Consider the following 13,940-nt stretch of genomic DNA (forward strand, 5'->3'; position numbering starts at 1 on the left):
ATCACTGGCGATCAGCCGCGACTGACGCCGCTGGGCTCGGGCCGAGGCGCGAGCGTGGGTTCCGGGGCGGGCGTGACGCCGTTCAGATGCCTACGCGCGAAGACCAGCGCGCGGTTCAACATAGCCGCGCGATCCATGGTGGTGCGGGCCATCTGGGTATTGACCTCGATCACCGCCTGACCCTCGAAACCGTTGGCCAGCACCAGTTCACAGAGTTCGGCCACCGGCTGGGTGCCCTCCCCCGGGATCAGGTGCTCATCGGTGGCCGCGCCGCGGCCGTCGGCCAGGTGCAGGTGGGTCAGGCCGCGGCCCATGCGCTCGGCCAGCACCAGCGCATCCATCCCGGCGGTCGCCGTATGCGAACTGTCCAGGGTGTAGTGCCGGTAACCCGTATCGGTCGGGTCGTAGGACGGGCTGAAGGTGGTGATGGACGGGCCCGGACCGCCGCGGCGCTCCAGCCGCTTGATCGAGGTGTCGCCGCGCCCGAACAGGGTGTCCACCCGCATCGGGAACATGTTCTCCACCGCGACCGCGACCGGACTGGAGTTCTCCAGCTCGGCCACCTGGGCGGCGAAACCGTCGGCGTAGCGGCGCTGCCAGCGGAACGGCGGATGCACCACCACGGTGGCCGCGCCCAGCGCCTCGGCGGTGTGCACGCTGCGGGTGAGCTTCGCGATCGGGTCCGACCCCCAGACCCGTTGCGAGATCAGCAGACACGGCGCGTGTACCGCCAGCACCGGAATGTCGTATTTGTGCGAGAACGATTGGACGGTGGAGATGCTCTGGCTGGCCGGTTCCGCCCACACCATCAATTCCACACCGTCGTAACCGAGTTCGGCCGCGTACCGGAAGGCCGCCTCGGTGTTCTCCGGATAGACCGAGGCGCTGGAAAGTCCGATCCGGACTTCCCTTCGCCCCGCTCGATTGTCGTTCGCCCCCTGCGCGTTATGCCCCACTGCCCGCTCCCTGCTCAGTTCGTACTGAGTAGAAAGGCTAGCGGTCCCAGCGTCACAAAGACGCCTACGACGACGGCAATCACAGTGCTGAAAATGTCATCGGTGCGCCGCAGCACACGCACGAGCGCGACCAAACCGAGGATCACGATCATCGCCAGGGCCAGGGCAACCCACGGGAGCATTTCCCACATGCGCTCGAAACCCTTGAACAGCAACATGCCCGCGACCGCCGCGCCCACACTCTGTCCGCCGAGCACCAGCCATTGGCGACGGTTCTCGTCCTCGGTGGAGAGCCGCTGTCCGGCCGCCCGGGAGGGCGCGGATTTCCTTCCGGCGGTGAGCGATCCGGCGCGCGCGGTGAACTTCGAGGTGAGCGCCGAGAAACGCTCGGCCACCGAGGTCCGGGGCTCGTCGTCGTAATCGTCATCGTCGTCGTAGTCGTCATCGTCCTCGTCGAGCGGGGAGTAGACGTCGGTCAGATGATCGTCCGGATCCGGATGATCGTCATGGTGACCGCGACGGCGCGAACCGGCGGCGCGACGTTTGCCGCCGCGTCGCGAATCCTGTTCCGCGCGTTGATCTTCTCGCTCGAGGGCATTGTGCAGCAGATCACCGGCAACCGTGCCGCCGGAGACCAGCTGCTGATCCTGATCCGGGGAGGTCCAGGCCGTGGTCGGGATGGCAGCCTGATCGCGCGGATCGGGCTGCGCGGCGGGCGCGTTGTCCCCACGTCTTCGCGCGGACCACGCGGGCAGCGAACCGCGGCCGGATTCCGCCGCGGCACGACCCGCGTCGCGGCCGCCGCGACCGTTGCGGCCCGCGTCCTGACCGGCACGGCCATTGCGGCGATCATCCCGGGGCGGGGCGGCCGGTTCGTCCTCGTGCCACTGCTCCGGCTCCTGCCAGGGCTGCGGCTGCCGCTGCGGGTCCTGCTGCCAGTCGGCCTCCGGGCGGCGCGCGCCGTTCTGCCACGGCTCCGGCTGCCGGCGCGGATCCTGCTGCCACTGCTGCGGTTCCGGCTGCTGCCACTGCTGCGGCTCGGGACGGGCGGGCGGGGCGCTCTGGCGTTCGGCCTCGGCCGCGCGCTGCGCCTCGGCATGCCTGCGGGCGGAGCGGGACAGCGGCGGGGCGGCGGGGGCGGCCTGCGTCGGCGGGGGCGCGAGCGACGCGGCCGCGGGATCGAAGCCCGGGGTGCGTGGTTCGGGCGACCGGGCGTCGAATTGGCGGGCCCGGCCCGCGCTGTCGAGTGCGCCCATGGCGCTGTCGTTCCCGGCGGGGGCGCCGTCGGAGCGACCACCGCGGAAGGGGCGCACCTCGTCGGTGGTGTCGTCCTCGGGATCGAAGCGGCGGCGTCGGCCGCCTTCCTGGCGCGGTGCGGCGGCGGACGGATCTTCGAGCTCGGCCAGCGATACGTCGGCGTCGAGCGGGTCGGGCTTGCGGCGACGGCCCGAGCGGGGCTGCTCCGGGGCGGCGTGGCCGTTGGAAAGGTCGGAGCCGCCCGACCATTGGTAGCCGGACGGCTCGGGTAGTGAGGGGGATTCGGGGGCGGCCAGCGGGTCGTAGTACGAGATGGGCCCGGAGAGCGGGGAGTAGGCGGGCTCGGGATCGGCCGGGGCGGTGTACCCGGAGTAGTCCGGGAAGTCGGCCTGCGGGGTGGGCGAACTGTAGGAAAAGTCCGAGTACTCCGGAAAGTTCGAGTAGTCAGAATAATTCGAATAGTTTGAATAGTCCGATTCGCCCGAATTAGGTTGAGGCGCGGGGGCCGCGCTCTCCGGCGCTTCGTCCCCTTCATCCGATGCCGCGTGCGAGGAAGAACCATTCCGCACCACAGGCATATCGCCGGTCAGATCCGCGACCGAAATGCCGCGCCCACTCCGACGTCTGCGCCCGCCGCCCGCATTGGGCGCCGCGCCCTGCCCGTTGCGCGCCAAGAGCTCGGCTACGGACAGTTGACTTATATCCTCGGTCATCGAGACACCGTTTCGATCGTGCCCGGCTGGCCACCGTTCGGTCCGCCAGTTATCGGTTCGCTACCCAGGTCGGTATCAAGTTTTCGCAGGATCAATCCCTCACGCAGTGCCCAGGGACAGATTTCCAGCGTATCCAGTGACAATGCCCGCATACTCGCCTCCGCGACCAGCGCGCCGGCCACCAATTGCTGTGACCGATCGGAACTCACGCCTTCCAATTCTGCCCGGTCCGCGGCTGTCATTCTCGATATGAACGCAATCAGTTGCCGCAGGCCGGAACTCGTGAGGGTACGCCGCACCCGCGGACCCGCGGCAGAGGGGGCCGCACCGGTCAATCGGGCCAGCGAACGGAACGTTTTGGACGTACCCACCGCCAGATCCGGGCGACCGACCTCGAGCAGCTGCTTGGACGGCAGCACCAGCTCGGCGTCGAGCCAATCGCGCAGCACCGCCACCCGGCGCTTGCCCGGCGGATCGTGCCGCAGCCAATCCCGGGTGAGTCGCCCCGCGCCCAGCTGCAACGAGAGAGCGACATCGGGTTGCTCATCCGCGCCATTGCTCATTTCGAGCGAGCCGCCGCCGATATCCAGATTGAGGATCCGCCCGGCGCTCCAGCCGTACCAGCGGCGCACCGCCAGGAAGGTATGGGCGGCCTCCTCGGATCCCGTCAAGACCTGGAGATTGACCCCGGTCTCCGAGCGCACCCGGGCCAGTACCTCTTCCGAATTCGCCGCCTCGCGGACCGCGGATGTGGCGAACGCCATCAACTCCGCACACCCGGAAGTCTTTGCGATACTTGAGAATTCGGCCACTGTCGCGGTGAGCCTGGCGGCTCCCGCGGGCGTGATCCGACCCTGGTCGTCCAGGCTCTCCGATAGCCGCAACGTGGCCTTCGTAGAGCTCATAGGCATCGGGTGGCCACCGCGATGCGCGTCCACCACCAGCAGGTGGACGGTATTACTTCCCACATCGAGTACACCTAGCCGCACAAGAACACGGTACTGGGTGCGTCACGACTTCAGGCCAGGCGACTGAGCTGTTAGCGTTCCGCGGTGTGACGGCAGGTGCATCCGCGAGTGGCCCGACCGGGCTGCGACCAGCGGCGAAGATCGACCCGGCTCCCGAAGTAGAGCTCGACTTCCCGCGTGAGTGGATCGAGTTCGTCGACCCAGCTAATGACGAGCATTTGATCGCGGCCGATATGACCTGGCTGTTGTCGCGCTGGACGTGCGTTTTCGGCACTCCGGCATGCCAGGGCATCATCGCCGGACGCGAGGATGACGGCTGCTGTTCGCACGGCGCGTTCCTCTCCGATGAGGAGGATGGCAAGAAGCTGGCCCGGGCTGTGAAAATGCTCACACTCGAGGATTGGCAGCTGATGCCGATGGCCCAGGACGACAAGGGCAAGGTCCGCAAGAAGCTGTATCTGGAAGAGGACGACCTCGACGACGAGCCCGCGCTGCGCACCCGGCGGGTGGACGGCGCGTGCATCTTCCTCAACCGCCCCGGGTTCGACAAGGGCATCGGCTGCGCGCTGCACACCATGGCGCTGCGCGAGGGCCTGGAGCCGCTCACGGTCAAGCCCGAGGTGTGCTGGCAGCTGCCGATTCGCCGCACCCAGGACTGGGTGGACCGGCCGGACGGGGTGGAAATCCTGCGCACGGTCATCGGCGAATACGACCGGCGCGGCTGGGGTCCGGGCGGTCTGGATCTGAATTGGTACTGCACCGGATCGCCGGACGCGCATGTCGGCACCCGGCCGGTGTGGCAGGCGTACGCGCCGGAGTTGATCGAATTGCTGGGCCAGCCCGCCTACGACGAGTTGGCGCAGCACTGCCGGCGACGGCAGGGCTTGGGGATCGTGGCGGTCCATCCGGCCACGGTTATCGCCGAGCAAAAGGCCGCGGACGAGGCCGCCATCGCCGACAAGGCGGGGAAAAGCGTGCGCGAGGCCGCTGCGAAGGCGGATAAAACGGTCGGCGCGGGGACGGCCGCGAGCAAGCCCGCGACCGGGTCGAAGAAGGCCACGGCCACTAAACGGGGTTAACAGAACTCACGGGTAACTTTCTGAAAGTACCTATTTTCACTTCACTGCTCACCTACTGTGCGACGGACCCACATCCTGTGGGTCGCAGCACAGGAGAAGCACATGAGCAACACCCCGCCCAACCGGCGCGTCCTCGGCGCGGGCCTGGCCGGACTCGCCGTCGCCACGGGCGTCATCGCGGTCCTCGCGGCGCCCGACGCCCCGTCGGCCAACGCCGCGGTCAACTCGATCAGCGTGTCCAGCCTGGAGTTGAAGGTCGGCAACACCTACACCCTCAACGCCGACCTCGGCGGCGCGTCCATCGGCCTGCTCGTCTACTGGAGCGATAACGGCGCCAACCTCACCCCGGCCGGCAAGGTGCCGTGGCCGGTGGGGCACGCCAGCCTGGACTGGACGCCGAAAACCGTTGGGCAGCACGTGATCACGGCATCACAGGGCAGCAGCACCAAATCGCTCTCGGTAACCGTGACGGATGGGTCCACCCCGCCGACCACCACCGTGCCGCCGACCACCACGGTCCCCCCGACCACGGTCCCGCCCACGACCACCGTGCCGCCGACGACCGAACCGCCCACCACGACGGTCCCGCCCACGACCACGGTGCCGCCCACCACGGAACCGCCGGTGACGACCACGGCCCCGCCGACCACGACGACACCGCCCACCACGGTGCCGCCCACCACCGAGCCGCCGACCACCACGGTCCCCCCGACCACCACCACGGTCCCGCCGACGACGACGCCGCCGACCACCGAACCTCCGGTGACGACCACGGCTCCGCCGACGACCACCACCAAGCCCAATGGCGGCGGCACCGGCAGCTCGAACGGCCTGCTCCCGTTCGGTCTCTGACACCGAGCCTTTCGAAATCCCCTGGGGCGCAGATCTATCCCCAGGTATGCACAGGAGAAACCATGCGCAACAACACCTCTCGCCGCACGCTCGGCGCGGGCATCGCCGGGCTGACCGTGGCCGCGGGCGCGGCCGTCGTCGTCGCGATGTCCCCGACCGCCCAGGCCACCGTCGACACGGTCAGCATCGCCGGATCGGACTTCCGGGTGGGCAACACCTACACGCTCAACGCCGATCTGAGCGGTGCGAGCATCGGCCTGCTCGTGTACTGGAGCGATAACGGCAATGACTTCAGCGGCGCGAAGGTGCCGTGGCCGGTCGGGCACGCCTCCATCGACTGGACGCCGACCACGCCGGGTCAGCACATCCTGACGGCCTCGCAGGGCGGCAGCACGAAGTCGGTCGTGGTGAACGTGTCGAGCGGGTCGACCACCACCCCGCCGACCACTCCCCCGACCACGCCGCCGACTACGCCGCCCACAACGCCGCCGACCACCACTCCCCCGGCGACCACCACCCCGGGTGGCGGTAGCAGCGGTAGCGGTACCGGCAGCCTCGGCTCCGGCAGCGCGGGCAAGCTGCTCGGCGGATTGCTCGGCAGCTCCTAGTTCCAGACGCGGCGCGCGGGCAGTGCGGGCCGGGTAGAGGTGGGCGTGACCGGAATCTCCGGGCTTCGGCACGCCCACCGAAACCAAGCGGACGCTTGCTCGAGTATTGCGAAATAGATACATTTCACTCACCGGAAGGAGACACACATGCGCATCGCACCACCGAGGATCACCGCCCGCCGAGCGGGCGCGGGCATCACCGGCTTCGCCGCCATCGCCGCGGCGGCCGTCATCGCGGCGCCAACGGCCTGCGCGGCGGTCGACACCGTCACCGTCGAAGGCTCCAACTTCCAGGTCGACACCGAATACACCATCTCGGCGACCCTCAGCGGCGCGTCCATCGGCCTGCTCGTGTACTTCAGCGATAACGGCCAATTCATCGGCAGCCCCAAGGTGCCGTGGCCGGTCGGGCACTCCAGCATCACCTGGAAGCCGTCCACCAAGGGCCAGCACATCATCACCGTCGAACAGGGCGGCAGCACCCAATCCACGACCGTCACGGTGGCCGATAAGCCGATAGGCTCGGGCAGCTCCAGCTCCGGCAGCGGTTTCGGACCCGCCGGACCGCTCGGCAGCGGCAGCAGCGGCACCACCGGCAACGGCAAGTGAACGGAACCACCAGCATGAACAGCATGTCCCGGCGACTCGGCAGCAGCGTCGCCGGTATCGCCACCGCGGCCGCGATCGTCGTACTGGCCGCACCGCAGGCGAGCGCGACCGTGGACGCGATCACCGTGTCCGGCAGCGATCCGCACACCATCAACACCGAATACACGCTCACCGCGAACCTCAGCGGCGCGGGCATCGGCCTGCTCGTCTACTGGACCGACAACGGCAATGACCTGAGCGGCCCCAAGGTGCCGTGGCCGGTCGGCTTCTCCAGCATCACCTGGAAGCCCACCACCCCCGGACAGCATCTGCTCACCGCCTCCCAGGGCGGCAGCACCAAGACCATCGCCGTGAACGTCACCGACCCGGCCAACCCGGGCACCCCCGGCGGCGGCAACCCGAGCACCCCCGGCGGCAGCTCCGGCAGCGCGAGCAAGGGCCTCGGCGGCCTGCTCGGCGGATTGACCGGCAGCGCGGGCAGCTAGGCCCCGGAAGTGACGGCGGTTACAGCGGGCGTTCGCGGGGCGGCGTCCGCTGAACCGCGTTACAGCTGTGGCAATCGCGACAGGTGTACAGCGGGTGAACCGGCCCGGGCGGCGGCCGACATTCGAATCAGGCTGCGCGGAAAGGTGTTTCGGAGTTCTACCTGCGCCGTGACCTCGGGAAGTGAGGTGACGGAAGTGCGCGCGACATCGGCTCGCTACTGCTGATTCACCGAAACGTGTTAGACATCCTGCCCATGATCAAGAAATCGCTCACCGTCGCCGCGCTGGCCGCCGGTGTTGTTCTCACCCTCGCGCCGCACGCCGGTGCCGATAACACCGATCCCGCCAAGTTCTCGGATGTCACCGCCAACTTCGTGCCGTACAACGACCTGAACGTGCTCAGCGCCAAGGACAGCGGCAAGCTGATCATCGTCAGCCCCTACGGCACCACCCGGACCATCGCCTGCCGCGGCAACGGCCAGGACGTGGCGTACTACGACTGCAAGCAGCAGGACGACCTGGGCTGGATCAACCTCGCCCAGCAGGACATCCCAGGCCTCGGCCCGGGCTGGGTCTACACGATGCAGTCCGACCCGGCTGCCTAAGCAGCACAAGACAATTCACGCCCCGCTTCGACATCGAAGCGGGGCGTTTTGGTGGGGGGCGAGGGAGGACACCCGCACCGAGAATCGGAGCGGACGTTCCCGCACACCACAGGCCGCGCTCTCTTCGAATTTCGAAGAGAGCGCGGTCTTTTGGTTCCTAAGCTTCCAGTTTGTAGCCCAGGCCGCGGACCGTGACCAAGTGTTCCGGCTTGGCCGGGTCGGACTCGATCTTGGAGCGCAGGCGCTTGACGTGCACGTCGAGGGTTTTGGTGTCGCCGACGTAGTCGGCGCCCCAGACGCGGTCGATGAGCTGGCCGCGGGTCAGCACTCGGCCGGAGTTGCGGAGCAGGTATTCGAGCAGGTCGAATTCCTTGAGCGGCAGCGTCACCGCCTTGCCGTTCACCTGGACCGTGTGCCGGTCCACATCCATGCGGACCGGTCCGGCCTCCAGCACGCTGGTCTCGCCACCGCTGTCGGCCTCCTCGCCGACACCGCGGCGCAGCACGGCGCGGATGCGGGCGATGAGCTCGCGCGAGGAGTACGGCTTGGTGACGTAGTCGTCGGCGCCCAGTTCCAGGCCGACCACCTTGTCGATTTCGCTGTCGCGCGCGGTCACCATGATCACGGGGACACTGCCGCGGGCGCGCAACTGCTTGCACACATCGGTGCCGCTCATGCCGGGCAGCATGAGGTCGAGAAGGACGATGTCCGCCCCGGACCGGTCGAACTCGGCCAGCGCGGACGGGCCGTCACCCACAACGGTGACCTCGAACCCCTCCTTGCGCAGCAGGAATGCGAGCGGATCGGCCAGCGACTCCTCGTCCTCGACGATCAGCACACTCGTCATCGGGTTGCCTCCACACCGTTGGTTCTGGCCCGCCCGAGGGGGCGCGGGCCGGTTTCCTTCTTCGCCGCCGGAATCCCGGCGGAAAGTCTCTTGTCGCCGCCATTGAGATCGGCGGGGTGGGACGGGATACGCAGGGTGAACGTGGACCCCGTGCCCAATTTGCTCCACAGGGTGACTTCACCGCTGTGGTTGGCCGCTACGTGCTTGACGATAGCCAGCCCGAGCCCGGTACCGCCGGTGGCGCGCGAACGCGCCTTGTCGGCCCGGAAGAATCTTTCGAAGACGCGTTCCTGGTCTTCCTTGGCGATGCCGATACCGCGATCGGTGACCGCGATGTTCACGTGGCCCCCGCGCAGCGCGCGGCTCACCGAAACCTGCGATCCGCGCGGCGAATACGCGATGGCGTTCTCCACCAGGTTCGACAGCGCGGTCACCAGCAGGGTCTGATCGCCGATCACCTCGAGGCCGCTGGTGGAATCGGTGCTCACCGTGATGCCCGCAGCCTCGGCGGCGGTGCGGGAGCGCTCGATGGCCTGGTTGACGACGCTGTCCACGTCGACGGCCTCGAGTTCGGGCAGCTTCTCCGCGCCTTGCAGCCGGGACAGCGCGATGAGTTCGGTGACCATCTTGCCCATGCGGCGGGCCTCGCCGTGCAGGCGTTCGCCGAAGTGCCGCACCGATTCCGGATCGTCCGCCGATTCCAGCAATGCCTCAGCCAACAGGCTCATGGCGCTCACCGGGGTCTTGAGCTCATGGCTCACATTGGCGACGAAGTCGCGGCGGGTGGCCTCCATGCGGGCCTGTTCGGAATCGTCGTCGGCGAAGAGCACCACGAAGTTCGGGTTCTCCTGCGACAGCGGCCTGGCAACACCCCGGACTGCCAGCCGCGCACGCCCGGGCAGCGGGATTTTCGCGGTCAGCTCGAATTCGATATCGCTGCCGCCCGCGAGCACCTGCTGCACCGCGGCCCAGGCGCGTTCGTCGAGCAGCCGGTCGTGGACTATGCCCAGCTCCTCGGCCCGCGGATTCACCAGCACCACATCGCGGTACTGGTCGACCACGGCGATACCGCTCTCGGAGGCGAGCACGATCAGGTCCAGGACCTGCGACATGGTCAGGCCCGAGTCGGTGGCGGCGCGGATGCGCTCCTGCCGGGCATTGACATACGGAATGAGCAATCCACCGACTGCCAGTCCTACGACGGCCGCCAGGACTGCCAACAGCACGGCCTGTGGAACGCTCACGCTTTGAATCGTACGGTCGACTCAGCCGCCGCCAACCCCGGGTGCAGGAAGTTTCACGCAGGTCACAGGGGCTTCGACGGGAGTTGGCCCGCCGTTCACGCAATGTTTCGACTGGTCGGGGGCGGCGTTCGGCATTTTTGTGGCAAACACCGGGTAGGTCCGGTTCAGTCCTCGGGGTCGCCGTACAGGGCCGCGCGGACGGCATCGCCGTGCCGATCCGCCCACACGCCCAGCGCCAGGATCGGGGTGAGCAGATCCCGGCCCGCCGCGGTCAGCTCGTATTCCACGCGCGGCGGCGCTTCGGCGTAGCGGCGACGATCCAGCAATCCCATCCGTTCCATGCGGCGCAGGGTTTGGGTGAGCATCTTCTGGCTGATGCCACCGATCGAGCGCTGCAATTCGATCGGGCGCAGCGGGCCGTCGCGCAGGGTGTAGACGATCACGGTCAGCCAGGAGTTGCCGAAGATGTCCACCGCCAGGCGGGCGGGGCAGTCGGATTCGTAGTCGCCGTACTCCGGGAACTCCACGATCTCCGGGGTCTCCGGCGCGGCCATCTCGATCGTCACGGGTTCCAGCCTGCCAGCGTCATTGCGCACCCGCGAGTGCGTATCGGAATTCCTAACGTCGAATTCGCAACCACGACACAGGAGTTCACATGCGAATCGGAATCATCGGCGCCGGAGCCATGGCGCGGGCGCTCGGCGGCGGCTGGGCGGCGGCCGGGCACGAGCTCGTTATCGGGGCACGCGATGCGACGCGAGCGCGCGATGCCGCCGCGGAGATCATGGCCACGGCGGGAGCCGATATCGCGCCGGAAGCCGGAGCCGGGACGCGAGAATATGTCCCCACCGCGAGCCGGGTGCACGCGGCGAGCATCGAAGAGGCGGCGGAGTTCGGCACGGTCGTACTGCTGGCGCTACCGGTCGCGGCATTGAGCGAAGTGCTGGCGGCGAGCGGCGCGGCGCTGGCCGGGCGCACGCTCGTCGACTGCACCAACGCGTTCCGCCCGGACAGCGGGAAGTTCGTGCTCACCGAAGACGCTGTGGCCGAACGCATCGCGGCGACCGTCCCGGCTGCGCAGGTGGTGAAGGGCTTCAATCTCTGTGCGGCCGAGGTCTATGCCGGAACACAGCGCGAGTTCGAGGGCCGCACGCTGCTGGTCCCGCTGTGCGGTGACGATCCGGAGGCCGTCGCCCGCGTCTCCGCGCTCGCGGAGGATCTGAAGCTGCGCCCCTGCCACGCGGGTGGCCTGGCGCAGGCCAGATATCTCGAGGCCACCTCGGCGTTCGTGGTCGGACAGTGGTTCGGCGGCAATGACTCTCGCGCCATGTTCCCGCCGCTGGAGGCGACCTTCGCCGCAGTGGACGAGTAGTCCGAAAGAAAAATCCGAGTGCGCACGCCGTTGTGCACACTCGGATTTCAGGCCCGGAGGGGCGGAATCACCAACCGGTGTTACCGCGAACCGGGACATTCACGAAGCTCGGACGATTCGGGTCGAGCTGCACATGCTGCGGCTTCAGACCGGTATCGATGAGCATCGGGAGAATCGGCAGGCCCTTGGGGAAGTTGCCCGCGAAGACGTCCACCCGCAACCGGTGTCCCGGCTGCAGCAGACCCTGGGTACCGCTGAGCGCGATATCGAGGGTGGTGGCCTCGCCCGGCACCGTCGGTTCGCTCTTGTCCAGCGAGGTGAGGGCGCGCGGGTCGGTGTAGTCGCCGTTCTCCGAGCGCGCGCTGTTGGCCTCGTCGATCTGGCGCATGGACGCCATCATCTGACCGGAGGTCAGCACGGTCGACTTGCCATCGGGCGCAACGTCATTGACGGTGACGGTCCAGTAGCCGTCGGCGGCGTCCTGAACGGTGTTGAGGTGCACCGCGATCGGGCCGGAGATGGTGGTGGCCTCGGCGACCGGGGCGCTGGTGAAGGTCAGGCCGTTGAGTTCGGCGACCCGCGAATCCAGCGCGCAGCCGTCGATGATGGACAGCACGCCGGCGCTGCCCTGGGCGGCGTCGTTCGAGCACAGCGTGGTCAAACCCATTGCGACACTGAACCGGTCGGTATCGCCGTTGGCCTCGGCGGTCAGCGAACCGTCGTACAGGCTGTTCGCGGTGCCGCTGCGCTGCGCGGACAGGTACATGCGACGGTAGCGCGCGGCTTCTTCCGAGGGCGCGGAGGTGCCGAAGCCGCCCTGGGTGATCCAGCCGCCGCCCTGCTGGCGCAGCGTGACCGGGCCGTACTTGTCGATGCCGTTGTCGATTCCCTTGAGCCACTTGTCGAACCAGGCGCGCTGCAGCACGTCCAGGCGCGGCGGCAGCCCGGGGCGACCGGCTTCCGACCCCGAGGTCACGTGGTAGGTGTTGCCCATGAGCAGCTGCTTCTGCCCGGCGGGCAGCGGAATCTCGTTGTAGATCTTGGATTCCGAGTAGGTGAACAGGTCGTGCCAGCCGCCGGTGACGAAGGTCGGGATCTGGATGCGGCTCGGATCGCCGAGCCAATCCTTACGCTCGGCCGACATATCGTTGAGCATGGCCTTGACGCGCGGGTCGAGGCTGTTCATATCGGTGCTGGTGTACGCCGACATGAGCACGTCCAGATAGGTGAACGGGTCGTCGGCGCGGTCACGCAGCCACTGGAAGTCGAACTTGCCCTGCGCGATCGAGGCCAGATCCGGCACCCATTTGAGCCCGTTGATGGCGGACAGCCACAGCGGGATGAAGTTGAAGCCGAAGCCGCCGCCGGGCGCGAGCACATCGTCGACGAGGTCGCTGCCGGGCACGATCGGGAAGATGGCCTTCAACGCGGGCGGCTGCTTCTCCGCGGCCTGCACCTGGTTGATGGCGCTGTAGGACAGTCCGTTCATGCCCACACGGCCGTTGGACCAGCTCTGCTTGGATGCCCAGTCGATGGTCTCGACGGTGTCCTGCTGCTCGCGACCGCGCAGCATGTCCCATTCGCCCTGCGAGAATCCGGTGCCGCGCACGTCCACGACGACCTGCGTGTATCCGGATTTGATGAGCTGGCGGTCGACGGAGAAGTTGCGGAGTTCGCCGTTGCCCGCGGCGTTCAGCAGTTCACCGAAGCCGGAGATGGGGGTACCGGAGAGGTTGATATTCCGGAAGACATTGACCAGGGCGTCGCCCAGGCCGGGAATCGCGAAGGCGCTGTCGGCGACGTTCGACACCAGCTTGGTGTAGGGCGTCAGGTTCAGCACGGTCGGCGTGGGGGTGGCGATGGGGCGGCCCGAGGCGTCCGCCGGGTGATAGACGTTGCCCTTCAACACGGTTCCGTCGCTCATCGTGATGGGGACGTCCCATTCGATGAATACGTTCGGGTACTGCTGCTGACCGTCTTCGGTGGCGGTCCAGGCCGCTCCCGCCGCGCCACCGTCGGGACCGGCCGGAATCGGGGCCGCGTCCGCTGTGATGGCGGTCAAAGGAACGAAAAGAGTGGCTGCCGTGGCTAGCACAGTGGCCCGTAGCGCGTGCTTCATCGAACGTGATCTACCTCTCGCAAATGGTCGAACGTCCAGAGCATAACTACCGAGAAGTAAGTTGCAAACCCCGGTTACACGTACCGTTTTAAATGGGCAAAATTCCGGCAAATTTGAATTACCTTGCGGCGGAATACCCTACGGTGCCGTACTGAGAGGTGGATCACATCGTAAGTCATTCCCGCTATGAATTGCGGAAGACACGAATTGTCCGGAGAAATGAAAA

General features: G+C 67.6%; 12 protein-coding genes and 2 pseudogenes. 7 read left to right on the plus strand and 7 right to left on the minus strand.

The genetic code is table 11. From position 1 onward, the window contains the following. Positions 1-11: 11 nt before the first annotated feature. The 3 genes and pseudogenes from ACFVUS_RS42930 to ACFVUS_RS42940 all read right to left on the minus strand — a co-directional run bounded on the left by ACFVUS_RS42930 (position 12) and on the right by ACFVUS_RS42940 (position 3,915). Complete coding sequence (locus ACFVUS_RS42930) at positions 12-899, minus strand: sugar phosphate isomerase/epimerase family protein (protein WP_387781387.1); 888 nt, start codon at positions 897-899, stop codon at positions 12-14. 71 nt (positions 900-970) lie between these two features. Then, positions 971-1,225, minus strand: a pseudogene (locus tag ACFVUS_RS42935) (hypothetical protein); the annotation flags it as partial. A 1,697-nt stretch (positions 1,226-2,922) separates the two neighbouring features. After that, the gene (locus tag ACFVUS_RS42940; protein WP_364649148.1) at positions 2,923-3,915 is read right to left on the minus strand and encodes a Ppx/GppA phosphatase family protein; all 993 of its coding nucleotides are present in this window, start codon (positions 3,913-3,915) and stop codon (positions 2,923-2,925) included. A gap of 119 nt (positions 3,916-4,034) precedes the next feature. Between ACFVUS_RS42940 and ACFVUS_RS42945 the strand changes: the two are divergent. The 6 genes and pseudogenes from ACFVUS_RS42945 to ACFVUS_RS42970 all read left to right on the plus strand — a co-directional run. After that, a pseudogene (locus tag ACFVUS_RS42945) lies at positions 4,035-4,826 on the plus strand (hypothetical protein); the annotation flags it as partial. Positions 4,827-5,075: 249 nt separating this feature from the next. Next, positions 5,076-5,825, plus strand: a complete 750-nt coding sequence (locus ACFVUS_RS42950) for a hypothetical protein (RefSeq protein WP_387781020.1) — start codon at positions 5,076-5,078, stop codon at positions 5,823-5,825. 62 nt (positions 5,826-5,887) lie between these two features. Continuing rightward, complete coding sequence (locus ACFVUS_RS42955; RefSeq protein ID WP_387781023.1) at positions 5,888-6,433, plus strand: hypothetical protein; 546 nt, start codon at positions 5,888-5,890, stop codon at positions 6,431-6,433. 147 nt (positions 6,434-6,580) lie between these two features. Further along, positions 6,581-7,042 carry a hypothetical protein gene (locus ACFVUS_RS42960; RefSeq protein WP_387781026.1) on the plus strand — a complete coding sequence of 154 codons (462 nt, stop codon included), beginning with the start codon at positions 6,581-6,583 and terminating at the stop codon, positions 7,040-7,042. A 23-nt stretch (positions 7,043-7,065) separates the two neighbouring features. Beyond that, positions 7,066-7,527 (plus strand): hypothetical protein, encoded by a 462-nt coding sequence (locus ACFVUS_RS42965; protein ID WP_387781029.1) that lies wholly within the window; start codon positions 7,066-7,068, stop codon positions 7,525-7,527. A gap of 254 nt (positions 7,528-7,781) precedes the next feature. Then, entirely contained in the window at positions 7,782-8,132 is a 351-nt protein-coding gene (locus tag ACFVUS_RS42970; protein WP_364649167.1) for a hypothetical protein, read from the plus strand. 157 nt (positions 8,133-8,289) lie between these two features. On the opposite strand, the gene ACFVUS_RS42975 is transcribed toward ACFVUS_RS42970, so the two are convergent. The 3 genes from ACFVUS_RS42975 to ACFVUS_RS42985 all read right to left on the minus strand — a co-directional run bounded on the left by ACFVUS_RS42975 (position 8,290) and on the right by ACFVUS_RS42985 (position 10,789). Further along, a complete protein-coding gene (locus ACFVUS_RS42975) occupies positions 8,290-8,979 on the minus strand; it encodes a response regulator transcription factor (protein ID WP_364649170.1) in 690 nt (229 codons plus the stop codon). Beyond that, entirely contained in the window at positions 8,976-10,223 is a 1,248-nt protein-coding gene (locus tag ACFVUS_RS42980; RefSeq protein WP_364649173.1) for an ATP-binding protein, read from the minus strand. Before ACFVUS_RS42980 ends, ACFVUS_RS42975 begins: the two co-directional genes overlap by 4 nt. A gap of 164 nt (positions 10,224-10,387) precedes the next feature. Continuing rightward, complete coding sequence (locus tag ACFVUS_RS42985; protein WP_387781034.1) at positions 10,388-10,789, minus strand: winged helix-turn-helix transcriptional regulator; 402 nt, start codon at positions 10,787-10,789, stop codon at positions 10,388-10,390. A gap of 89 nt (positions 10,790-10,878) precedes the next feature. On the opposite strand from ACFVUS_RS42985, the gene ACFVUS_RS42990 reads away from it, so the two are divergent. After that, complete coding sequence (locus tag ACFVUS_RS42990) at positions 10,879-11,595, plus strand: NADPH-dependent F420 reductase (protein WP_387781037.1); 717 nt, start codon at positions 10,879-10,881, stop codon at positions 11,593-11,595. Positions 11,596-11,662: 67 nt separating this feature from the next. Here the strand turns inward: ACFVUS_RS42990 and ACFVUS_RS42995 are convergent, their stop codons facing one another. Beyond that, positions 11,663-13,714 (minus strand): CocE/NonD family hydrolase, encoded by a 2,052-nt coding sequence (locus tag ACFVUS_RS42995; RefSeq protein WP_387781040.1) that lies wholly within the window; start codon positions 13,712-13,714, stop codon positions 11,663-11,665. Between the last annotated feature and the right edge of the window lie 226 nt (positions 13,715-13,940).

The sequence above is a fragment of the Nocardia sp. NPDC058058 genome (assembly GCF_042885355.1).
In the GTDB taxonomy this organism is placed as follows: domain Bacteria; phylum Actinomycetota; class Actinomycetes; order Mycobacteriales; family Mycobacteriaceae; genus Nocardia.